Source organism: Yersinia sp. 2540 StPb PI (assembly GCF_052217165.1).
Classification (GTDB): domain Bacteria; phylum Pseudomonadota; class Gammaproteobacteria; order Enterobacterales; family Enterobacteriaceae; genus Yersinia; species Yersinia enterocolitica_E.
Genome location: NZ_JAZGQC010000001.1, coordinates 3,594,202 through 3,615,080 on the forward strand (window position 1 = coordinate 3,594,202; position 20,879 = coordinate 3,615,080).

A 20,879-nucleotide genomic window follows, 5' to 3' on the forward strand; every position below is an offset into this window, starting at 1 on the left:
TGTAGAAATCCTCAATAGAGACCATACTTTTTATTATGGTGTGATGGATATACTGGCAGACAGCCCAGCCACCAATTCAACTCCCTCCGGCAACGTGTCTATATGAATCCGAACCGGGATACGCTGCGCGAGCCGCACCCAGCTAAATGTCGGCTCGACATTAGGCAGGCCAAGCTCACCCGTCTCGTCATTGTTGTCACCTATTCCACGTCCGATACTCTCAACATGCCCCGTGATCATCGGCTCAAATCCCATCAGAGAAATGTGTGCAGTATTTCCCGCGCGAATATGGACCAACTTGGTCTCTTCAAAATAGCCAACCACCCAAAAACTATGGGCATCAATGATGGCAACTTTAGTTTCTCCCGCCGTGGCATGGTCTCCAGGGCGAAGCCGCAAATGCGTGACATAGCCCGCAACCGGAGACCGAACAGTGGCATGACACAAATTAAGCTCTGCAAGGTCCAGTGCAGCCAGTGCACCATGATAATTGGCCGCAGCGACGCTGGCTGTGCTGGCTGTTTGCTGTAAATCCTCGCTGGAAATCACCCCTTTGATCTGAGAGCGTCGCCTGGCCGCATCCTGGCGCATCAGCATCTCATGACGTTTCGCCTCAACATCTGCTTGTGCGCTGACCACTGCCAGCTTCAGCCAGTGCGGATCGATGGAATAGAGCACATCGCCACGATTAACCCACTGATTATCGCGGACAGCCACGTCCAGCACCGGCCCGGAGACATCCGGCGCAATCTGTACCACCTCCGCACGAACCCGGCCATCGCGGGTCCAGGGCATCTGCGCATAATGTTTCCAGAGAATAAAAGCCAAAAGTGTAGCCACCGCCACCGCGCTTAGCGTCAGCGCGTAGCGGCCCAGTAGAGAAAGTAACGATTTCATGCAAATAACCCCAGTTTGGTCAAGCCCTGCAGCAGCAGGTAAAAAGTAATAATACAGATGGAGAAATCGAGCAGCGGGCGAAACGGCAAGCGGCGGTAACCCCTGCTGAACGAGAAAAGCGGTACGAGTAACAGCGTGCAGGCCAGAGCGACGAGGGCAATCACCAGCAGGCCGGGTACAAAAACGCCCCCAATATTGAAATCATTGATCATCGGCAGGGTCCATTTTCTGATCACGTAATGCGCAGTACAGATCAACCAGTCGGTCGACATACTGTCGCGATAGTTCGTCTGCAGCGGGCAAGCTGCGCTCGGTCAGGGTGGCGATCCGCTGAGGTAAGGTGTCAATATCTGTCGAACGGGTAAGGAGCGTCAGGACTTCTGTTATTTCATTGTTAACATGCGCATCACATCGGCGTAAATGCATTACACACAAGCCTATACGTAGGGCGTGCAACAGATGATTCAGTGCCCGTTCCGGTGACTGTCCGCTGCGCTGCAAACGCGGCAGTAACAACGCTGCCCGATCGATCATCAGGTTGGTCCAGCGGGTTTCGTCGATATTCAGCATGCCTTTCACGCTGCGGTTAATATCGCGCTGGCAAAGTTTAAGCAGGCGTTTTATCGCCGCATCTGCCTGAACGGTTTGTAGAAGGCTCATACCGATCACCGCAAAGCCGGTTGCGGAAAATAGTGCAATGGCGGTGTTAAGTGCCACGGAAAAATCTCCGCTGTAGTGCGCACCAAGTTCGCACAAAATAGGAAGTGTCAGGGTGATCCCCATGGCCATAAAAGTGGTGGGCGGCCTAGCCTGGAGCGATCCGGCAAACAGATATACTGGAGCAAAAACCGCAGTCAGCACGATGAAATCACTTACTTGTGGTAGCAAGGCGAAACTGTAAATCAAGCTAATAACAACCCCCCATACGGAGCCGATAATGTATTTCACAATATGCGGGGTGGGTGTGTCGAAACTGCCAAACAATGTACAACAGACTCCCAGGATCGAAACCGCCGTGCCGCCATCAGGCCAGGCCGAGAAAATCCAGACAAGGCAGCCGCTCAGGATGATGACGAAAGCGCCTAACGCCATGCGGGCTGCAGTAAGGAAATCCTGGTGGAATACATACCCTTTCACCGTATTCTTTTCCGCGTGCATCGGCGCGATCTTCGTGTGATGTATGGCCTCAGAAAGGCGCTCGCACTGCTGGATAAGGACAATAGCCTCTGTCAGATAGCGCGCAAAACTTACGCGCAAAGCATCTTCAAACGTCAGCACTTGCTCCGCATGCCAGTGCAGCAGTTGTTCACTGCGTTTTTTGAGCGCTTCAGCCGCGCTTTTACATTTTCCTTCATCTTTACACACAAGCCAGGCCTGGATATCACTCAGCAGGGTTTGCACATCGGCAGACATCCCCGCCATCAACGACAGGCGATCGCGTAATTCACAGTTGATGATGACTAATCGCGCTAGCCGGTCGTGGATCCCTTTTCTGGCTTGTTGGATCGGTACAGAGAGCGCAAAGTCATATGGGATATGATGGCTGATGCCCTGTAGGAACTGCAACGCCAGCGCCATATGCAGTGGCCCGGAAACAGCATCGGGCTTGCCTGCTAAAGTGTCTGCGACCCGCTGTCGCGCCGCGTGCAGCGTCTGCGATAATTTACTGTTGAACTGGCCGGAGATGCGCGAGGGCAATGCATAGCGATGAATAAGCGCCGCACAGAAAATACCAATCATGATTTCCTGTACCCGAACTATAGCGATGTTAAAAATCGCGCCAGGATCGGATACCGCAGGGAAGCCAATCAGGCTCGCGGTATAACCAGCTAGAACAAAGCCATAGGCGCGGGGCGTGCGTTCCAGCAGGGACAAATAAAGGCAGAAGGTGATCCAGCCCGTCAGTATCACGCTGCAAAATACGGGCGTATTCTCAAACGCGGGTACAATTATTACAGTCATACCCGCACCAACTACCGTTCCCGCCAGACGATACAAACTTCTGCTCAGCGACGCTCCGACGGAGGTTTGCGAAACAATATACACGGTGATAATTGCCCAGGAAGGCCGTTCAAGGCCAATTGACAAGGCAATGTAGTATGCGAGCATCGCTGCGGCAAAACTCTTCGTAGAGTAGAGCAGAGCGCTGGCATCATTCAACAGCGCAGGAGAAGCCGTACCGCGAAGACGATGGCATATCGTGTGTAAAAAATGAAAGTGAATAGCATTGATTTTTCTCATGCCGGGAATTATTACCGGGTTGCATATCCTATTAAATACTCTATTCTGTCAAAAAATACCTAAATGTTGCCAATCCTATGCTACCCCCACTCGCCAATACGCTGTTTGATCCGGACTCCACACCCTGCCCTGCAGTCGCGCGTCATCTGGATTTCGTTGATTACGCCGCAGAAGTGCCAGTGCATGCGCACCGCAAAGGGCAATTGATTATTGCCCTCTATGGGGCGGTAATTTGCCGTGCCGAAAATGACATCTGGATCGTGCCGCCCGATTGCGCCGTCTGGATCCCGGGGGGAGTGCCGCACAGCGCCAAAGCTACCTGGAATGCGCATCTCAACTATCTATTTATCGAGCCTGGAGCCGCCGCGCTGCCTGAACGATGCTGCACTCTGGCAATTTCCGGGCTGATCAAAGAACTCGTTGCTCGTTTAACCCGCGAGGGCGTCGAATACCCACCGGAAAGCCATCTCGCCAGACTGACCAGAGTGACACTTGATGAATTAGCCACCATGCCTCAGCAGAAACTGAGCCTCCCGGTGTCATCGCATCCTAAAATCCGCGCCATGGTCGATGCGCTGGTCAGTCACCCTGACGATCGAAGCACGTTCAAAGTGTGGGCAAAAAGGCTGGCACTCAGCGAGCGTTCTCTCGCGCGTATGATGCTGCGCGAAACCGGGTTGACGTTCGGACGCTGGCGTCAGCAACTTCAATTGATAATCGCTCTTCGGGAACTGGCTAGCGGCGTGTCGGTACAGAATGTGGCGGCAAATCTTGGGTATGAATCGGTTAATGCGTTTATCACCATGTTCAAAAAAACAATGGGCAGTACGCCCGCGCACTATTTTGCCGAACGGAAAATAAGCTCACACTAAATTGATATGTTGCAGCATCAGGTTATTCGATAAACCATAGTGTTGAGCGCCAGGAGTAAAGGTGGGCAAGGCCCGTATTATCAGAGCGCGAGTACATTCCAGCACGTCTATTAGCCAGCAGCATCAGGCCCGTAATCGCATACTAGAGCAGCTTGCGTCAGGGGACGGAGATGAAATCAGCCACCAGTTCTAAGCTACAACGCGTACCACTTAGCGCATTGAGCACTAAATTCGCCTGAGGAGAATCCAAAAGAGTGAGTCACGGGGTCGCACGCAGCCACACCGACGCATCCATCTCCCTTTGTTCGGGGAACCACACTACAGAAGGCAGCGCCTCAGCACTTCCAACGTAATGTGTCAGATGACTTTGCTGTTCGACACCATATTACAGGGCGCATACCACCGAATATTTACCATATGAAACCTCCAGCCAGGGCGCTATTGCCTCAGTCTGAGTCGCCTTGACGACAACAAAAATCAGATCAAAGGACAATGTTATATCTGCCGGATCGGTCTGTATCAGGCCGGGGGCCACAATCAGTCCATCATTGTGGCGAAGATGTGGTTGAGGATATGCGGTTCAAGCGCACAGAGCAGCTCTACGACCATGCTTTATGGAGCACTGCTGCTATGGTGGTACCAATAACACCCGGACCAATAAGCGCAACGGATGGATTTAACGACATAGTTTTATTCTCCTCATTACCACACTGAGCCATTGCTGCCTTTGTGCAACATTCTGGACTGTGATCGTCAGCCAATCGGTACAGTACCGATAACAATTATGGTATTTACCATAACTTTAATCCGGCAGCCTTATGAGATCCTGTCCATTTTTGAGCAATGAGCTCCTGATGATGGCATTACTGAACGTTTGAGCAGCGACACACTGAAAACTGCACTGAAGCGCAGATCTCCTTCTTCCGCATCCTTATCCAGCTAATAGCGTATTTATTTGTTTCACTATAAAACCGTATTAAGGATCTTCCCATACGTAATACTGCTTCATCGACTTTCCCTGCGTTTTCTACTGTGTTTTTTTGTCTTCTCCAGGCATGCCCCCGGTTAATTCACAACAGGAGATAACGATGACAACACATCACTTATTGCGACTTAAACAGGTCGAAGAAAAAACGGGGCTCAAACGCTCTCAGATTTACCTGTATATGAAAAATGGCGATTTTCCTCGTTCCATTAAAATCGGCCCTGCCAGTGTGGCGTGGCTGGAATCAGAAATTGATGGGTGGATCAACCTGAAATTAGCCGGGCGCGAAGTCAGTTGATGATATTCGTTTGGATTTTATCCACTTAATTTTTCCCTAAATACAGCGTGAGGAGATAACAGGATGATCCCATCAATTAATTACGCCATCCTGACCGATGCATTGCATGCACTGAAAGAAGGCAATATTCGTTACTGTGAATCCTTCGGATTCACTTTCGACGAAATGAATGCCCTCAACCAATTATCACTAGACGAGCTGTTTATCATTAGTCGTGAGTCTGCGCCATTTTTGACTGTGACGGTTCATCACGACGCATTACGCCTGCTTCTGGCAAAGTCCCGTAAGGAGATTATGCAGCAACAGCGTATCAACCATGCCATCCGGCTGGGTGGGTCGATTGCACTGCTAAATCACTATTTTGGTCTCACATCCAATGAGGTTAGCCTGCGTCGCCGGTTGCTGGATATCGCCATCCCTTATGGCAGGACACCCATCCCGGATGAGGAAACCGATGCCCGAATCTGGCGACAATGGCAAAAATGCCGGGTGGCTAATCTAGAATCAGCCGAGGCACTAGGGGCGATGATACAGGTCACTGAGAAATTGTCCGCCCAGCCCGATAACCCCTCGCTCACTGTAGTCTGGAACCGTATCAAGCTTTTCGAACGTGAAGCGTCTGACAGGGAGACGTCTCATGCCGGATGAGATCGACCGCGACCAGGAGTTTAATGAACAGCGGCTGGAAGATATGATTGAACAGAGCCGTTTCAAACCCGCTGTAACGCCTTCATTATTTCACTGTCAATTCTGCGGGAAGCCTATTCCAGAAAAACGGCGGCAGACACTTCCGGGGGTGACGACATGCACGGTATGCCAGTCCATCCTTGAACGTCGTAGGCGCTAATCATCATGCCAGTTATGCGCGGGGAATTCCTCTTCCCCGTGCGTTTTTATATTCCACTATCTGTCAACCATCCGTTAATTTATTTTATTACCCCCAGTAACAGAAAGAATAATCCGCCAGGAAAATCCATTTTAAATTTTATTAACTCTCTTTCTTCTTTTTTTGATTTTTTATATCGAAGGGTTTTTTAATATTGCACTCTGAATGCGCTGTTACTTAATGACTGATCTGATGGGCGTTAATTCTTCCGGAATGGATATTGCTCTTTAAAAATAAGGCTCGGGCTGTCACGAAACCACAATTCAGGGTGCCGCTGAATGTTCTCTCTGGCCCGTTAAAACCGGAATGCAGAATTGGGATGTGACATTTATTTAACTCATCGTTGTTTTTATTAGAGGAGGCCTCATGCGAAAACCCATTTATCACGTATTTGTCACCCACGAAAGTCAGCCCGACCCACAGGGTGAAAAAAACACCTGGTGGACGAAAGTCGGCGTGGCTTTTGCCCATAACGATAAACCCGGCCTGAACGTGGTTTTGACACCCGGCATTGCCGTTTCCGGCAAGTTAGTGCTCCTTGAGCCCAGGGATGACGGCGACGCGACACAGGATACTCAGCCCGTTTAACCGCCCTTCCCCCTTTTCCCGGCCCTGTGCCGTCTGATGGCGGTACGCGTTGCCCAGTTTACCGTTCCGAGGCCACCATGCTTTCCACCACCGTATTTCTGACGGCGGCCATGCAGTGCGCCCCCAGCATTCACCCGTCTACGGCACTTGATGTGGCGCGGGTCGAATCCGGTTTGAATCCGTATGCCATCGCTGAAATTCTGCCCGGTGGCAAAGGCGTGACTTCACATTTCCCCGCCAGCAAGGATGAGGCCGTCAGCATCACTAGACAGCTGACGGCACAGGGCCGACGCTATTCGGTCGGGTTGATGCAAATCACCAGCACCAATTTCCGTCATTACGGCGTGAGCGCCCGCGACCTTCTTGACCCCTGTACCAACCTGTCCGTCTTTGAGCACATCCTCACCGACTGCTACCGCCGCGGTGGTTCCCTCAAGCGTGCGCTCAGCTGCTACTACTCAGGAAATTTCACGACCGGTCAGCAAGCGGAATCTGCGTTTAACCACACCAGCTACATCCAGCGCATCGGCTACACCGTGCCGTCAACGCGGGAAGACCGGCAGCGACCTCCCGCCGAAAAGCTCGTGCCGGAAATCCATTACCCCACCGCCGTCATGCGTGGCGAGCTTACCGATAACGCCACGCCAGTTCTGACATCCCTGCGCTACCCCAATGCCGTGATCCGCGGCGCGTTACCCATTCTCGGCCCCCAGGAAGAACAATGATGAAACGAAAACAGTATGACTGGCCCGTCCTCTCTTCCTTGTTAATGGCAAGCCCGGTGCTGGCAGCAGACAGCGGATTTAATAAAGCCAATGAGACGCTGAGCAACACCTCTACCGGCCTGCTCGGACTGGCCGCCGTCACCATCACGCTGGCCACCATGTGGGTGGGATACAAAGTCTTATTTGACGGCAAGAGCCTGCATGACATGCGCAACGTCATCATTGGCGCCATCCTTATCGTCGGTGCGTCAGGTTTCGGTGCCTACTGGGCGTCATAAGGGAGGTAACGATGGCTACGCTGAACAAAGCGCTGACGCGACCTGCCGCCATAGCCGGCATTCCCCTCGTGCCGTTCGTGATTGTCAGCGGGGCCATCGTCCTGCTGGCGGTCTATGTCAGCTATTACCTGATATTACTGCTTATTCCCGCCTGGCTGGAGATGAAGGCAAAGGCCAGAACCGATATTCACTATTTCGGCCTGCTCTGGCTGGCCTTTAAAACCCGTGGCCGTTTTGGCACCAATAAACATTTTGGTGCCAATGCCCTGCTGGCAAACCGCTATGACGCCGTCGCCGTCTCGGAGTTTATTGAAAAAATGAAGTTAAACGAGCACGTTACGCTGGATAAATACATTCCGTATTCCTCCCATATTCACCCGCACGTCATCAGAAACCGCCAGGGGGATTTGGTTGCCAGCTGGGAGCTGGAGGGCACCGTTTTTGAATGCGAGGATGAACATCACCTGACGTTAATGGCGACGCATCTCAATAACGTGATTCGTGCGTATGAAGGCCTGCCGGTTACCTTCTATCTTCACCGTATCCGGGAAAAGTACCACGATGTCTTTGACGCGAATTCAGGCATTCCCTTTTCTGATGAAGTGACCCGGCTGTATTACCAGCCGATCAGCGAAAAACCGTTCTGGCGGCACCGGCTGTTTTTCACCGTATGCTATGCGCCCTTCTCTCCGCTTGAGAAAAAGGCCATGAAGGCGCAGCCGTCCGGTAAACGCAAAGCGGCGCTGGATGATGCTCTGAAAATGATGCTCGAACACCGGGAGGCACTGGCTTCGGCGCTGTCCCGCTATACGGCCACGCCACTGGGGATGTATGAAGACAACGGGCGGGTGTATTCCGCCCAGCTGTCCTTTTATCACCGCCTGCTCACCGGCCAGTGGCAGAAGGTGGCGGTCACGCGTTCGCCGTTTTACGACACGCTCAGCACGGCAGATGTGTTTTTTACCACAAATACCGCCGAGTGCCAGACCGTCCGCGGCTCCCGTTTCTTCCGCAGTCTGGAAATCAAGGACTACTCGCCTGAAACCGCGACCGGCCTGCTGGACGCGCTGCTGTATGCCGAAAGCGAGTATGTGCTGACGCAGTCCTTCACCTGCATGGCCCGCGATGAGGCGCAGAAGCATATCCGTCTGGCGGAAAAGCGCCTGAATTCGGCGGATGACGACGCCATTTCGCAGCGCGAAGAGCTGATTGTGTTGCGTGACTTGCTCCAGTCCGGGCATGTGTCCTGCGGAAAATACCACTTCTCCCTGCTGGTATCCTCAGACAGCGCCGACCAGGTGGTCAAGGATACCAACGCGCTGGCGCAGCCCTTCGCCGACCTCGGCATAATGACGACGCTGTCCACGCTGTCGCTGCCCGCCGCGTACATGGCGCAACTGCCGGGGGTGTATACGTTGCGCCCCCGTCTGGTGGCCGTCAGCAGCCAGAACTTTGCCGACCTGGCGAGCCTGCACAATTTTCATCCCCACAAGCAGAGCGACAATCCCTGGGGCGATGCCATCGCCATCCTCAAATCACCGGGTGGTGGCGGGTATTACCTGAACCTGCACGACAGCCAGAGCGGGCGGGATGACTTCAACGAAAAAACGCCGGGTAATACAGCGATTATCGGTAAAACCGGCTCCGGGAAAACGATGCTGATGACCGTCATGCAGCAACTGATGCAGAAGTACCGCAATCCGGCGACGTTCTCCGCCTCAGCCACAATCCAGCGGTTCACAACGGTGTATTTCGACAAGGACCGGGCGGCGGAGATGGCAACACGCCAGATGGGCGGACGCTACTTCCGTATCCGTACCGGCACGCCCACCGGGTTTAACCCGTTTTCGCTTGCCCCAACCCGGCGGAATATCAGCTTTATCAAACGACTGGTGCGCATGCTGTGCGGCCGCAACGGCAAGCCGCTCGATCCGCGCGATGAGGAGCGGATCAGTGCCGCCGTAGATACCATTATGCTCGACTACCCGCCGGAATACCGCAAGTTCGGTATCACCCGGCTGCTGGAAGTGCTGCCGGAGCCGCCAACCACCGATGCCCGCATCAACGGGCTGCGCATCCGCCTTAAACAGTGGGCGCAGGGCGGCGAGTTCGGCTGGGTATTCGACAATGAGGAGGACACCTTCAACATCAGCCACGTTGATAACGTGGGTATCGACGGTACGGAATTTCTCGATGATGACGATATTCGCGGCCCCATCACGTTTTATCTGCTTTACCGCGTCACCAGCCTGCTGGATGGTCGCCGGCTGGTGATGTTTATGGACGAGTTCTGGAAATGGCTGGCCGATGTCGAATTCTCACGCTTCTCGCTCAATATGCTGAAGGTGATCCGCAAGCTGAACGGCATCTTCGTCCCCGCCACCCAGTCGCCTGACGAAATCGTCAAACACCCTATTGCTCCGGCGATTATCGAACAGTGCAGCACGCAGATTTTTCTCGCCAACCCGAAGGCCAGCCGGGCGGATTACGTGGAAAAGATGAAAGTGCCTGAAAGCGTGTACGACATCGTCAGAAACCTCGATCCGGGTGAGCGCTCTATGGTGGTTCTGAAAACGCCGTTACGCGCGGGTGAAACCCGGCCTTTTGTGGCGATGGCGAAAATGGATTTATCGGGCCTCGGGAAACTTACCAAGATGCTGAGCGGGAGCGAAGACAACCTGAAACTGTTCGACACCCTGTATCAGGAAGGTATGCAGCCTGATGACTGGAAAGCCGCCTTCCTTAAAAAAGCCCTGTAATATTCATAACGGAGGTAATGAAAATGCGGTTCAGAGATATCACACTGGCATTATCGTTGTGTATTTCCACCCAGGCGATGAGCGCCGGAATACCGGTATTCGATGCCGTACAGAATACCGAATCCATGAATCAGTGGATCCAGAAACTCCAGCAGTGGCAGGAAACCGTCACCCATTACAGAAGTGAACTTGATGCCTACAAGCAGCAATTAGCCACGGCAACGGGCGTGCGTGACGTTCAGGCATTTCTCCGCGAGGCCAAAAGTCTGAAAACCGATATTGATAATCTTCGTCAGAACGGTATTTCACTGGATGACCTGCTGAGCAACCAAAGCGGGTCATATTCGTCTGAACTGAATAGCTTGTATAACAAATATAAAACGTTCGACACCTGTAGCCCATCCAGCTTTTCACAACGCTATCTGGACAGTTGCAAACAGATGATCCTGAATCAGGCCGTAGCGATAGAAAATACGTCCGAGGTTGAAAACAAGATCACGGGCACGCTCAACGATATATCAGATTTATCAGACCGTATTGCTAATGCGCAGGATTTGAAAGAGTCGCAGGACCTGGCTAACGCCATCGCAGCCAAAAGCGTACAATTGAATGCGCTGACCAGCCAGTGGGAAATGTCAGTCAAACAGGCTGAACAGCGAGCAACGCTGCTGGAACAGCAAAAACAGAAGGCCTTTGAGCAACAGCAATTAACTGCGCCCGTTGCCAATCTGAACTCTCTATAGGGAGGTTAACATGTTAAAACCCGTATTAACCTTATGCGTCATGTCAGGCATTCTCGTCTTATCAGGTTGTAAAGAGACGAAATCAGAAGCCTGGTATAAAGAACATCCCGATGAAACCTATAAGGTCTATACGCAATGCCTCAGGGATGGCAAGGCAAGCGACAACTGCGAGTTTGCGCACCGGGCAGCACTCATGTTTGCCCAGACAGGCAAACCCGGCATCAGGGAAAAATTCGAGACACTGTTTCAGCAGGAAGCCCAAAAAAGAAAATCCGTCACTCAGTAAGATCCCCGTCAACAAAAACAGGGATCCCTCCCTGTTTTTATCCCCTGTCTGTTCCTGACTAATGAGAGGCACCATGTCCGGTGGTATTTTTGTTGGTATGGACAAAAACATCATGGATGGACTCAATGCCGTGTTAGAAGGTCAGTCTTCTACCTACGGCACCCTAATCAGTGTGATTATCGTCAGTTCCTTCACCCTATTTATTACGTATCGCGGGTATCAGACGCTTGGCGGCAAACTCCAAACACCGGTTGAAGATGTTGTCTGGGATGTGGGGCGCATGTTGCTGATAACCACCTTTGTTTTAAACCGCGAGGGCTGGATGAATGCCATCATTGCGGCCATTGAAGGGCTTAAGGACGGCATAAGTGGCGATGATAATGTCTGGGCACTGCTCGACACGGTGTGGGAAAAGGCACAAGCGCTGGGGCAAACGCTGTTTAATCTCGATACCTCCACCTACGTTAAAGTGAATGGCGGTTTTGCCGAGGTGCTGGTCTGGGGCGGTGCAATCGTTATGTTACTGGCTGCAACGTTTGTCAATCTGCTCGCCGAAATCACCATTCTGTTAATGACCACCACCGCCCCACTCTTTATTTTCTGCCTGCTGTACGGTTTTCTTAAACCCATGTTTGATAACTGGCTGAAAACAATATTTACCGCAATCTTAACGATCATGTTCTCTGCCCTGTCTGTCCGAATCGCCATCAACTACCTGAATAAAATACTGGATGCCGCCACAGCAACGTCTGCTGAAAGCAATATGGTGACCCTGGCGGCGCAATGTTTGCTGGCCGGGATTGCCGCAGGCGTCGTGGTGTATTTTTCAGCGAAAATAGCCACTGCGCTGAGCGGTGCCGCCGTACAGGCCGTGTTACAGGGGGCAGCCATGAGCGGACTGAGCGGGCTGGCCAGCCAATCTGCCGACGTCGCCAGACCCGGCATAAAGACCGGGGGCCGACTGACCGCCAAAGGTGGCATGGCCGCAGCAGCGACAACCGGCAGGTTCATTGCCGCAGGTGCGGGCAAAGCCGTGAGCGCCTGGCAGAAACGCGCCACCGCCATTGAAAGCATGAAACGCCAGAATCAGCAGCGTCACCGTTAATCCTCCCGACCGCTAATTTCTTTTCTCTGTCACGCCGTGGCCTCTGCCAGCGGTGCGGCTCCTTGCATTAATCCGATAAGAGGCTTCCATGAAATTCAGCATCTTGCTTCTGGTGCTGTGCGCGCTTACGGGCTGCGCGCAGCATCAGGGCAACCTCCCGCCGGTGTCCGGCGATCCCCAGCCGGTTAATTCCCCCGCCATGATCCAGGAGCTGACTCACCATGTCTGATATTCAGCACATCATTAATGTCTCGCGCTCTTTTGAATCCATCCTGCTGGAAAAGGAAGAGCGTTCCCGCAAAACCGCCTGGCGGGTGGCCGCTGCCGGGCTGATTCTGGCTGCACTGGCGATCACGGCCATGATTATTCTGCTGCCGCTGAAAACCACTGACATTGAATTGTGGTCGGTGGATAAACAAACCGGTCGTTATGAGTATATGACCCGCATTAAAGAGCGGGATATTGCGGCTGAAAAAGCGCTGGCCCATTCACTGGCGGCACACTATGTCAGACTCCGCGAAGGGTATAATTATTTCTCCCTCCAGCGTGATTACGACGACGTACAGTTATTTAACAGCGACAGCGTGAACCGGGATTATCTGGACGGGTTTAATGGCGACCAGGCTCCGGACGTTATTTTTAATAAAGCCGAATATGTCGTCTATATCGACATTATTTCTAATGTGCATGCGCCTGCCACCGGGCCTGATAGCCTGGCAACACTGCGTATTAAGCGTACCCTCCGCCGTGTTTCTGATAATTCAGTGAAAACGGACTTCTGGAATATCCGTCTCACTTACCGCTATGTCCCGCATCAGCAACTGACGGACAGTCAGCGTGAAGTGAACCCGCTGGGCTTTATCGTCACCAGCTACCAGCGCGATAAAGAACTGAGGAGCGAATGATGCTGAAAAACATCCTGCTCCTGACGGGCTTAATGGTGTCATGCGCGGCATGGAGTGCCGCCACCCCGCGTGGCAGCGGCTATGACAGCCGGATGCAGAACGTATCGTATAACAGCCAGAACGCCACCGTGGTGAACACCCGCCCTGGCTACGTCACCACGCTGCTGTTTGACGACGATGAAGCTGTGATTGATGCGCAAGCAGGCTTTCCCAAAGGCTGGACGGTAACGAAAAGTGATAACCGGGTGGGCGTCAGCCCGAACCCCATCACCCAGCCGGTGACGGACGCCAGCGGCAACAACGTCAGCCAGGTATTTTTGCCCACGGCGAAGGACTGGAAGACCAACCTCTTCGTGGTGACCTCAAAGCGTGATTACAGTCTGGAGCTGAACGTGCTGGACCACGATTCCCCCGCGCAGGCGTTCGTTATCCGCTACCACTATCCGACCGAGGCTCGCCAGCAATCCGCCGCCGCCAGCGCCGCACGTCAGACGCAGCAGCGTGAAAGACAGGAGAAGCAGCAGATAGCAGCAGCATTCGGACAGGCCAGCACGCCACGCAACTGGCGCTACACCAAACGGGTCGCCGCCGGTTCGGCCTCCATCGCACCGGATTTTGCCTGGGACGATGGTCGTTTTGCATATATCGGTTTTTCCCCCACCAGAACCCTGCCTTCCGTTTTCCGGGTAGTTAACCGACGGGAGCAGGCGCTCACGCCCCGGACGGTTAAAAAGGGTAACTACATCGTGATGGTGGTGCCGGCAGCGCCACAACTGGTGCTGCGTTACGGCACCTCGGTGGTGGGGATCGAAAACAACGGATTCGGGCGCATCCCGATAACCCGCAGCGACACTGTTTCACCGTCCGTTACGCTGGAGGCCAGATGACCGATAAACCTGTCCCGGATGAACCGGAAAAAACCACCGCAGAGCGGGAAGCGGAAGCCCGCGAACGCGCCCGGGCGGCAATGGCGTATCAGGAGCCGGAGCAGAAAACACCGCCCGGCCAGCCGGAAGTGACCCGCTTTCGTAAGACATCCGGCCGCCGCACGCTGATCGTCAGCCTGCTGAGTCTGACTCTGGTGATCGCCCTGGCATCCGGCGGCGATCGTCTTTTCAGTGCATTGAAAGGGGGTAATGAGAAAGAAGCCAACACCGCGCCGCCGCCCTCTGCCGGGGCTGCGCAGCAGGAGCGTCAAAATCTGGGGATGGACAGTAACCCGTTTGGCCTGTTCGGGCCGCACACACAGGACGGAACAGCCCCTGCCCGTCAGATCGTCACTCCCGCACCACCCCGGCCACCGGCCCACCCCGCCCTGAACAAGGCAGCCGCGCTGGCTGACGGGCTGAACAACGCCCGAACAATGCCGGGCGATAATACACGCACGTCTCCGGGCCAACTTCGCAGCAACGCAGAAACGTCCGACAGTCGGTCATCATCCACGACGTACACATCCTGTCCGTCAGTACTGACCAGGGGAAAGGATGGCAGCCTGCGCTGCCCGGGTACCGCCGCGCCGGAAACGGGTAACAACGACAATGCGGGCGTCGCCCGTGTCACCGGCGTCAGACGGTTGGGTCTCGATCCTGATCTCTATATCCCGGTGGACCGCTATATCCCGTGTTCGATGATGTGGCGCTTCGTGTCCGATGTCGGGGGGCATATTTCCTGCCTGGTCAGTGAAGATGTTTACAGCGCCAGCAACCATGTGACGCTGATCCCGGCGGGAACGGTCGCCCGTGGCATCTACCGCACCGGGGCGCTGCAACACGGACGCAGCCGGATGTTTGTGCTGTGGACGGAGCTGCGTACGCCTGAGCCCGGCAGCCTGCAAATCCCGCTAACTGATACGCAGGCCAGCGGCCCGCTCGGCGAGGCGGGGATCGCCGGCTGGATCGACAACCACTTCTGGGAGCGCTTCGGCAATGCCCTGATGCTCAGTACCGTGCAGGACGTGGCGGCGGCGGCGTCAGATGCTGCCCCGGGGAAAGACCGCAATACCGACTACACCGAAAACACCCGCGCCGCCACGGCGGAAATGGCCAAAACGACGCTGGACAACAGCATCAATATCCCGCCCACCCTGTACCTGAATCAGGGTGATGTCATCGGCATCATGACCGGCACCGATATTGATTTCTCATCCGTCTGGCAGCTGCGACTGAAAAAGAGGTGGTATGAACGCTGAAAACCTGTCGCTGGATTTTATGAAAAACCAGCTGTTTGGTGATTTTATTGCGCAGGACGGCCTGACGGAAATTGCCGTTAACCGGCCGGGTGAACTGCATACCAAAATCCGGGGGAAATGGCGAACACATGAAGCCCCGATTACGCTGCGCCAGTGTTACGCCTTTGCCAGAGCGCTGGCGTCCTGGCAGGACGATAATATCGACGACACCTCGCCGATCCTTTCCGCCACGCTTGAATCAGGCGAGCGCATTCAGGCCATTATTCCCCCGGCCTGTGAGCGAAATACCGTGTCTATTACGCTGCGCAAACCCTCATTCGGGCAGAAAACGCATCAGTCATGGATTGATGCGGGATTTTATAACCGGGTGACCGGTAAGGAGCGGACGGAAGGCAAAGATGTTGAACTGACCCGCTACTATCAGAGTGAGGATATTCCCCGCTTTATGGAAAAAGCGGTGGAATACGGCAAGACGATTTTTATCGTCGGTGAAACCGGATCCGGTAAAACCACCTATATGAAAACGCTGCTGCACTATATTCCCCGGCACCTCAGGCTGACCACCATCGAGGATAATCCCGAAATCCGGTTCTATCACCACACCAACTATGTCCATCTCTTTTATCCGGCAGACGCCGGGGATAATGCCATTGTCACGCCCGGCAGACTGATACGTGCCAATTATCGTATGAACCCTGACCGGATATTACTGGCTGAAATTCGCGGACAAGAAGCCTGGGATGCGCTGAAAATCGTCGGTTCAGGGCATGAGGGATTGATGACCTCCCTGCATGCGGGCAGCCCGAAAGAATGTATTGAAGGGTTAATTGACCGCTGTTATGAAAATCCCGACTGCCGGAACATGCCTTTCGACGTTCTGTTACGCAAGGTGCTAAAAAGCATTGATGTGATAGTCAGCATTGATATTCACGGTGACATACGCCGGATGAGTGATGTTTATTTTAAACCCCTTCATCTCAATGGCATGAGAGGTCTATTCACCAAAGGACTCCAATAAATAACACATCAAGATACGTAACCGTCGTTTAAATATGAAGGTGACCGAAATGAAAAAAGTAATACCCTCCGCATTATTATTCTGCATTATGGCGTCATATTCAACCTCCGGCATGGCCGCTGACGCCTGTGAAGTGGTGTTATGCATGTACGGTAAAGCCACCGGGAACGGCGGCGGCAACGAATGCCATTCTGCTGAACGCACATTCTTTAATATCGTCAAAAAGAACAAGCATGGTTTTCTGCCGGACCATACCGCCGATGCCAGAAAATCATTTTTACTTGAATGTGACTCGGCAGCCCCGGCAATTATCAGCCAGATTATCAATAAATTCGGCCGCGTGCATGGTTAATTAGCGGAGGTTATCTTTATGACCAAACCGGGTTTTATTCAGCATCCCTGGACACATCAGCGTGGGGATTCCATGAGCGCAGCCTGCGTTATTGAGTACATTGAAAATGAGGCGATGCGTGGATGCGGCATTTATTATGAAATTTATCACTACCGGGTTATATGCCGGTTATTGCAATTACTGCAAACGCTGAACGCTACCGACAGAGTAACGCTGACAGAAGAAGCTAACCTACGTGGATTTACGCTTGATGAAACCAGCATTAAAGAAAGTCGTCAGTGTTATTCCGACATCATCAGGGAAATCCGTGAGAGCCACTATTAATCCCTGCCTTAGTTTTATTCGCAGGTCTCCTATAGTGCCAAAATATTTTAGCCGAGTCCGGCTTAAGGTGTGGCGGTTTTCAGGTTTTTACGGCCCAGCACATTTTTCGCGAATTAAGGAGTGAAAAATGCGGGCCGTAAAAATGAGGCAGCGGACAGAATTATTTTCGCGGGTTAAGGAGCGAAAATAGTTCAGGCGCCGCGCCTCACCGGCAAACAGCCGCGCCCACGCGGATTTTGCCAGCCGGGGGGAGCCGAATAAATTTCGCCGCCCCAGCGAGCGAAAAGCTGTCGCCCACGACAGCGGTTTATTTGGGGGCATCGCCCCGCACACCGTCGCGGCTAAGTCTCCGGCCAAAAGCCGGTAGCGTGGCGCGACCACCCTCTTTAAAGGTCAGCTTCCCTTTTATTCCCGCTGCGAGGAACGAGCAAAGGGAAGAAAAAGGCGAAAGCGACCGTCTTAAAGGGGGTGGTCGCGCGTAGCGGGCGACGGTGTGCCGCCGTTGACGTCGGGGGATTTGGCGCAGCGTCCAGCCGCGACATTACCCCCATGCGACATATCATAAGGGCGTCCAGCCCGCATGTACTGGCGCAAGCCGTGTCGTGCAGGAAAGCATGCTTCCCTGTACATGGCCGTACAGCGGCCACCTTCTTTACCCCATACGCTCGCCCCGCCTTTTCGCCCGACACCGTGGGGCGAATTGATGGGGCGATGTCATGGGGCGAACTGCTGACGAAGGAGGCATCGTGATTTTAAATAAGCTGGCCGTTTCACTGTCGCCGATAGTGAATGGCGCGCTGAGCTTCATGGCTTTTATGCAACAGCATCAGCTGATGCTGGCGTTGTTATCGGGCCTGACGATGCCGTTTTTCGCGTCGATGAAAAGCGATGAACGGCAAAAAGCCCCGGTGTGGCAAAAGCTGATTATTGCTTTTTCCATGCTGTGTTTTCTTTCCGGTACGATGGCCCCAGTTGTTATCTGGATTTTCCAGTGGCTTTATAAAGGCCGTGTAGTCGCCAGCATTCCAGTTCTGGCATGGCCGGTGCTGATTACTTTTACCGTAACGGGTTTTATTTTGCATATTCTGCTGCGCAGGGTATTAACCCCTGAATTAGACAAAATAAAGAAACACCTCGTCAGAAAAACCACGCTTGAACGGGAATTACGCACCGATGTCCGTACGGTGAAATCACTGCTGCCGGAAACACTGCATTATGATCCGCTGGACTATATCGACCTTAACAACGGGTTATTTATCGGCATGGACCGTGATATTCAGCCGATGTACCTGCCGTTAAATGACTGGCAAAAACAACACGCGGATATTATTGGCACCACCGGCGCCGGTAAAGGGGTGGCCACTGGGATATTGCTTTACCAAAGTATTCTGGCTGGTGAAGGGGTATTTGTGATGGACCCCAAGGATGATGAATGGGCCCCCCACCTTTACCGGAAAGCCTGCGAGGATGCAGGCAAACCTTTTGCCCTGATTGACCTGCGTAAACCCCAATACCAGTTTAACCTGATTGAAGAGATCACCGCCGATGAACTGGAAGAATTGTTTGTTGCCGGGTTCAGCCTAGCAGAGAAAGGTCAGGAATCTGACTTTTATCGCATTGATGACCGGAAAGCGGCCCGAATAGCCGCGCAGTTTGTCACCCATAATACTGCCTCAACCATTCGGGATGTGTATAACGGTGACTACGTTCAGGGTATTGCAGATAAGATAAAAGCCTTTTTCGGGAAAATTGAAGAGCTGGCTTTACTCAATGCCATTAATGCCCCCACTGGATTTTCGCTTAATACGATATTTGATGAAGGTGGTTGCTGCTATGTGATTGGCTCAATGCGCAACAGCAAAATCATTACCGCGCAGCGCATGTTGCTGGTTCGCCTGTACCAGCTGGCAGAAAGGCGCGAGCGAGTGAAAGACATCCCCCGCCCCATTGCTATTTATCTTTCCGAGCTGAAATACCATTTATCCAGACCGGCGCTGGAAGGCTTAGGCGCGGCACGCGATAAAGGCGTGCATATTATTATGGACCATCAGTCGATTGCCGATTTAAAAGACTGCCCGGCAGATTTGAAAGGCGACGCCGTTGTCGGCGCGGTCGTTGAAAACGCCAAATTCAAACTGGTTTATCGGGTCATGGACCCGGACACCGCTGAATGGGTGGCCAGGATGTCCGGCACGATATTAGTCGATGATGAGGTCCGCAAAGCGAAAACCGACGCCGTGCTGACAGAGACTATCGACGATGAACGCACCATCAGGCAGGCCGAGCGTTTCTTTACCGACAGCAATATGATCCTGAACTTACCCGATTTTGTCAGCTTCATCTTCACGACAAAAGCACTCCCGTCTGCTTCTCTGATTTCGCCCATCAGGGTGAAAAAACGCGAACTGGAGATCTGTGCCGTGTCGCCCGCGATTGCCGCCACCGCCACAACGGTAAACATCACCCTGGATTTTAGCGAGGAGGAAACCTCCCCCGGACCGGCATCAACGCCGGATATCACCACAACGCGGCCCGATCTTTTTTTTGATACGGACGAAAAAGACACAACAACACCGAATGCCGATAAAGAGGAAAACCCGTCATTGCTGAATTTTTAAAGGGGGGAATGATGCTTATCACCGCATACCGCGAACGCCAGACTCGGCACCGTGAAAAAATACAACGACTGCTGAGTTTTCTGAAAGAAGAAACGTACAGTGACTTTAAAACGCTGATGCTGCTATTCGGCTTCAGAGACCATAAATCGCTGTATTCCCTGCTTTCAAAAGTCGAGGGCATGGGCTTAATACAAAAGCACGTCCTGGTATCGCGCACAATGAAAATTTCTTTGTGGGGCATAACCAGTGACGGACTGGCCGTCGTGTTAACCCCCGGCGATGCGCTTTTCCCGGCGCGGTTTGAGCCGTCAAAAATCACCGGCTGGACGTTGGAACATCACCTTGATAATCAGGCAGCCCGGATCATTCTTGAGCAAAAAGGCGCATCCGGGTGGATAAATGGCGATCGCACAACCTTCCTCAGTCGTTACCAGGTCAGTCACCGTCCGGACGGTCTGATTACCCTCCCCGGCAGCACGGTGATCGCCATTGAGACCGAGCGCCGCCTGAAAACCAGAGCCCGTTATCAGTCTATTATCGCCAGCCATTTGCTGGCCCGAACCCGTAAAGACTGGATTTACGTTTTTTATATCGTGCCGGACCCGCAGAAAAAACGCGGTCTTGAACGGCTGTTTGACAGCATCCGGCACGTCATCGTTAACCATCAACACATTCCGCTGGAAACCCGCCACCGGAATGTCTTCCGCATCTATACGCTCGACGAGTTGCAACGGATCGATTTAGACCACGGCATATAGTTCTTCTCTATCACTTACAGTCCCAACCCACCCAACCAGCAGCGCAACGACCT

General features: G+C 53.2%; 23 protein-coding genes. 20 read left to right on the plus strand and 3 right to left on the minus strand.

Annotation, left to right across the window (positions count from 1 at the left end):
* Positions 1 to 33: 33 nt before the first annotated feature.
* From V1956_RS16570 to V1956_RS16580, 3 genes are read right to left on the minus strand one after another with little or no spacing between them, the layout of a single operon-like run.
* On the minus strand, positions 34 to 897 hold the full coding sequence (locus tag V1956_RS16570) for an efflux RND transporter periplasmic adaptor subunit (RefSeq protein WP_140474612.1): 864 nt from the start codon (positions 895 to 897) through the stop codon (positions 34 to 36).
* Entirely contained in the window at positions 894 to 1,109 is a 216-nt protein-coding gene (locus V1956_RS16575; protein WP_140474611.1) for a DUF1656 domain-containing protein, read from the minus strand. The genes V1956_RS16570 and V1956_RS16575 overlap by 4 nt, the downstream gene beginning before the upstream one ends.
* Positions 1,099 to 3,138 carry an FUSC family protein gene (locus V1956_RS16580; protein ID WP_140474610.1) on the minus strand — a complete coding sequence of 680 codons (2,040 nt, stop codon included), beginning with the start codon at positions 3,136 to 3,138 and terminating at the stop codon, positions 1,099 to 1,101. Before V1956_RS16580 ends, V1956_RS16575 begins: the two co-directional genes overlap by 11 nt.
* Positions 3,139 to 3,215: 77 nt before the next feature.
* Between V1956_RS16580 and V1956_RS16585 the strand changes: the two genes are divergently transcribed.
* From V1956_RS16585 to mobC, 20 genes are all read left to right on the plus strand, one after another.
* The gene (locus V1956_RS16585) at positions 3,216 to 4,010 is read left to right on the plus strand and encodes an AraC family transcriptional regulator (RefSeq protein ID WP_140474609.1); all 795 of its coding nucleotides are present in this window, start codon (positions 3,216 to 3,218) and stop codon (positions 4,008 to 4,010) included.
* Positions 4,011 to 5,098: 1,088 nt separating this feature from the next.
* Positions 5,099 to 5,293 carry an AlpA family transcriptional regulator gene (locus tag V1956_RS16590; RefSeq protein ID WP_050089999.1) on the plus strand — a complete coding sequence of 65 codons (195 nt, stop codon included), beginning with the start codon at positions 5,099 to 5,101 and terminating at the stop codon, positions 5,291 to 5,293.
* A 63-nt stretch (positions 5,294 to 5,356) separates the two neighbouring features.
* Positions 5,357 to 5,941 carry a DUF2857 domain-containing protein gene (locus V1956_RS16595; RefSeq protein ID WP_140474608.1) on the plus strand — a complete coding sequence of 195 codons (585 nt, stop codon included), beginning with the start codon at positions 5,357 to 5,359 and terminating at the stop codon, positions 5,939 to 5,941.
* Positions 5,931 to 6,140: a TraR/DksA family transcriptional regulator gene (locus V1956_RS16600; protein WP_140474607.1), complete on the plus strand. Its 210-nt coding sequence runs from the start codon at positions 5,931 to 5,933 to the stop codon at positions 6,138 to 6,140. The genes V1956_RS16595 and V1956_RS16600 overlap by 11 nt, the downstream gene beginning before the upstream one ends.
* Before the next feature lie 405 nt (positions 6,141 to 6,545).
* Positions 6,546 to 6,767, plus strand: a complete 222-nt coding sequence (locus V1956_RS16605) for a hypothetical protein (RefSeq protein ID WP_140474606.1) — start codon at positions 6,546 to 6,548, stop codon at positions 6,765 to 6,767.
* Between the two features lie 77 nt (positions 6,768 to 6,844).
* Entirely contained in the window at positions 6,845 to 7,492 is a 648-nt protein-coding gene (locus V1956_RS16610) for a lytic transglycosylase domain-containing protein (protein WP_140474605.1), read from the plus strand.
* On the plus strand, positions 7,492 to 7,770 hold the full coding sequence (locus tag V1956_RS16615) for a TrbC/VirB2 family protein (RefSeq protein ID WP_140474698.1): 279 nt from the start codon (positions 7,492 to 7,494) through the stop codon (positions 7,768 to 7,770). Before V1956_RS16610 ends, V1956_RS16615 begins: the two co-directional genes overlap by 1 nt.
* Before the next feature lie 11 nt (positions 7,771 to 7,781).
* Positions 7,782 to 10,529: a VirB3 family type IV secretion system protein gene (locus V1956_RS16620; protein ID WP_442825353.1), complete on the plus strand. Its 2,748-nt coding sequence runs from the start codon at positions 7,782 to 7,784 to the stop codon at positions 10,527 to 10,529.
* Positions 10,530 to 10,552: 23 nt separating this feature from the next.
* Positions 10,553 to 11,272, plus strand: coding sequence for a type IV secretion system protein (locus V1956_RS16625; RefSeq protein WP_140474603.1), 720 nt, complete (start codon positions 10,553 to 10,555; stop codon positions 11,270 to 11,272).
* Between the two features lie 10 nt (positions 11,273 to 11,282).
* A complete protein-coding gene (locus V1956_RS16630; protein ID WP_140474602.1) occupies positions 11,283 to 11,558 on the plus strand; it encodes an EexN family lipoprotein in 276 nt (91 codons plus the stop codon).
* Between the two features lie 73 nt (positions 11,559 to 11,631).
* A complete protein-coding gene (locus V1956_RS16635; RefSeq protein WP_140474601.1) occupies positions 11,632 to 12,663 on the plus strand; it encodes a type IV secretion system protein in 1,032 nt (343 codons plus the stop codon).
* An 88-nt stretch (positions 12,664 to 12,751) separates the two neighbouring features.
* Complete coding sequence (locus V1956_RS16640) at positions 12,752 to 12,892, plus strand: hypothetical protein (protein ID WP_170215684.1); 141 nt, start codon at positions 12,752 to 12,754, stop codon at positions 12,890 to 12,892.
* On the plus strand, positions 12,885 to 13,568 hold the full coding sequence (locus V1956_RS16645) for a virB8 family protein (RefSeq protein ID WP_442825354.1): 684 nt from the start codon (positions 12,885 to 12,887) through the stop codon (positions 13,566 to 13,568). Before V1956_RS16640 ends, V1956_RS16645 begins: the two co-directional genes overlap by 8 nt.
* Positions 13,568 to 14,455: a P-type conjugative transfer protein VirB9 gene (virB9, locus tag V1956_RS16650; protein WP_140474697.1), complete on the plus strand. Its 888-nt coding sequence runs from the start codon at positions 13,568 to 13,570 to the stop codon at positions 14,453 to 14,455. Before V1956_RS16645 ends, virB9 begins: the two co-directional genes overlap by 1 nt.
* Entirely contained in the window at positions 14,452 to 15,756 is a 1,305-nt protein-coding gene (gene virB10 / locus V1956_RS16655) for a VirB10/TraB/TrbI family type IV secretion system protein (RefSeq protein WP_442825355.1), read from the plus strand. Before virB9 ends, virB10 begins: the two co-directional genes overlap by 4 nt.
* Complete coding sequence (virB11, locus tag V1956_RS16660; RefSeq protein ID WP_140474598.1) at positions 15,746 to 16,774, plus strand: P-type DNA transfer ATPase VirB11; 1,029 nt, start codon at positions 15,746 to 15,748, stop codon at positions 16,772 to 16,774. The genes virB10 and virB11 overlap by 11 nt, the downstream gene beginning before the upstream one ends.
* A gap of 49 nt (positions 16,775 to 16,823) precedes the next feature.
* A complete protein-coding gene (locus tag V1956_RS16665) occupies positions 16,824 to 17,126 on the plus strand; it encodes a TrbM/KikA/MpfK family conjugal transfer protein (protein WP_140474597.1) in 303 nt (100 codons plus the stop codon).
* Positions 17,127 to 17,144: 18 nt separating this feature from the next.
* Complete coding sequence (locus V1956_RS16670) at positions 17,145 to 17,450, plus strand: hypothetical protein (protein ID WP_442825356.1); 306 nt, start codon at positions 17,145 to 17,147, stop codon at positions 17,448 to 17,450.
* 746 nt (positions 17,451 to 18,196) lie between these two features.
* Positions 18,197 to 20,068 carry a type IV secretory system conjugative DNA transfer family protein gene (locus V1956_RS16675; RefSeq protein WP_140474594.1) on the plus strand — a complete coding sequence of 624 codons (1,872 nt, stop codon included), beginning with the start codon at positions 18,197 to 18,199 and terminating at the stop codon, positions 20,066 to 20,068.
* 11 nt (positions 20,069 to 20,079) lie between these two features.
* Complete coding sequence (mobC, locus tag V1956_RS16680; protein WP_140474696.1) at positions 20,080 to 20,826, plus strand: MobC family replication-relaxation protein; 747 nt, start codon at positions 20,080 to 20,082, stop codon at positions 20,824 to 20,826.
* Positions 20,827 to 20,879: the final 53 nt, after the last annotated feature.

Bases quoted from the DNA above. Each gene is read 5' to 3' on its own strand.
- V1956_RS16570 (WP_140474612.1), bottom strand. From the start codon at position 897: ATGAAATCGTTACTTTCTCTACTGGGCCGCTACGCGCTGACGCTAAGC.
- V1956_RS16575 (WP_140474611.1), bottom strand. From the start codon at position 1,109: ATGATCAATGATTTCAATATTGGGGGCGTTTTTGTACCCGGCCTGCTG.
- V1956_RS16580 (WP_140474610.1), bottom strand. From the start codon at position 3,138: ATGAGAAAAATCAATGCTATTCACTTTCATTTTTTACACACGATATGC.
- V1956_RS16585 (WP_140474609.1), top strand. From the start codon at position 3,216: ATGCTACCCCCACTCGCCAATACGCTGTTTGATCCGGACTCCACACCC.
- V1956_RS16590 (WP_050089999.1), top strand. From the start codon at position 5,099: ATGACAACACATCACTTATTGCGACTTAAACAGGTCGAAGAAAAAACG.
- V1956_RS16595 (WP_140474608.1), top strand. From the start codon at position 5,357: ATGATCCCATCAATTAATTACGCCATCCTGACCGATGCATTGCATGCA.
- V1956_RS16600 (WP_140474607.1), top strand. From the start codon at position 5,931: ATGCCGGATGAGATCGACCGCGACCAGGAGTTTAATGAACAGCGGCTG.
- V1956_RS16605 (WP_140474606.1), top strand. From the start codon at position 6,546: ATGCGAAAACCCATTTATCACGTATTTGTCACCCACGAAAGTCAGCCC.
- V1956_RS16610 (WP_140474605.1), top strand. From the start codon at position 6,845: ATGCTTTCCACCACCGTATTTCTGACGGCGGCCATGCAGTGCGCCCCC.
- V1956_RS16615 (WP_140474698.1), top strand. From the start codon at position 7,492: ATGAAACGAAAACAGTATGACTGGCCCGTCCTCTCTTCCTTGTTAATG.
- V1956_RS16620 (WP_442825353.1), top strand. From the start codon at position 7,782: ATGGCTACGCTGAACAAAGCGCTGACGCGACCTGCCGCCATAGCCGGC.
- V1956_RS16625 (WP_140474603.1), top strand. From the start codon at position 10,553: ATGCGGTTCAGAGATATCACACTGGCATTATCGTTGTGTATTTCCACC.
- V1956_RS16630 (WP_140474602.1), top strand. From the start codon at position 11,283: ATGTTAAAACCCGTATTAACCTTATGCGTCATGTCAGGCATTCTCGTC.
- V1956_RS16635 (WP_140474601.1), top strand. From the start codon at position 11,632: ATGTCCGGTGGTATTTTTGTTGGTATGGACAAAAACATCATGGATGGA.
- V1956_RS16640 (WP_170215684.1), top strand. From the start codon at position 12,752: ATGAAATTCAGCATCTTGCTTCTGGTGCTGTGCGCGCTTACGGGCTGC.
- V1956_RS16645 (WP_442825354.1), top strand. From the start codon at position 12,885: ATGTCTGATATTCAGCACATCATTAATGTCTCGCGCTCTTTTGAATCC.
- virB9 (WP_140474697.1), top strand. From the start codon at position 13,568: ATGCTGAAAAACATCCTGCTCCTGACGGGCTTAATGGTGTCATGCGCG.
- virB10 (WP_442825355.1), top strand. From the start codon at position 14,452: ATGACCGATAAACCTGTCCCGGATGAACCGGAAAAAACCACCGCAGAG.
- virB11 (WP_140474598.1), top strand. From the start codon at position 15,746: ATGAACGCTGAAAACCTGTCGCTGGATTTTATGAAAAACCAGCTGTTT.
- V1956_RS16665 (WP_140474597.1), top strand. From the start codon at position 16,824: ATGAAAAAAGTAATACCCTCCGCATTATTATTCTGCATTATGGCGTCA.
- V1956_RS16670 (WP_442825356.1), top strand. From the start codon at position 17,145: ATGACCAAACCGGGTTTTATTCAGCATCCCTGGACACATCAGCGTGGG.
- mobC (WP_140474696.1), top strand. From the start codon at position 20,080: ATGCTTATCACCGCATACCGCGAACGCCAGACTCGGCACCGTGAAAAA.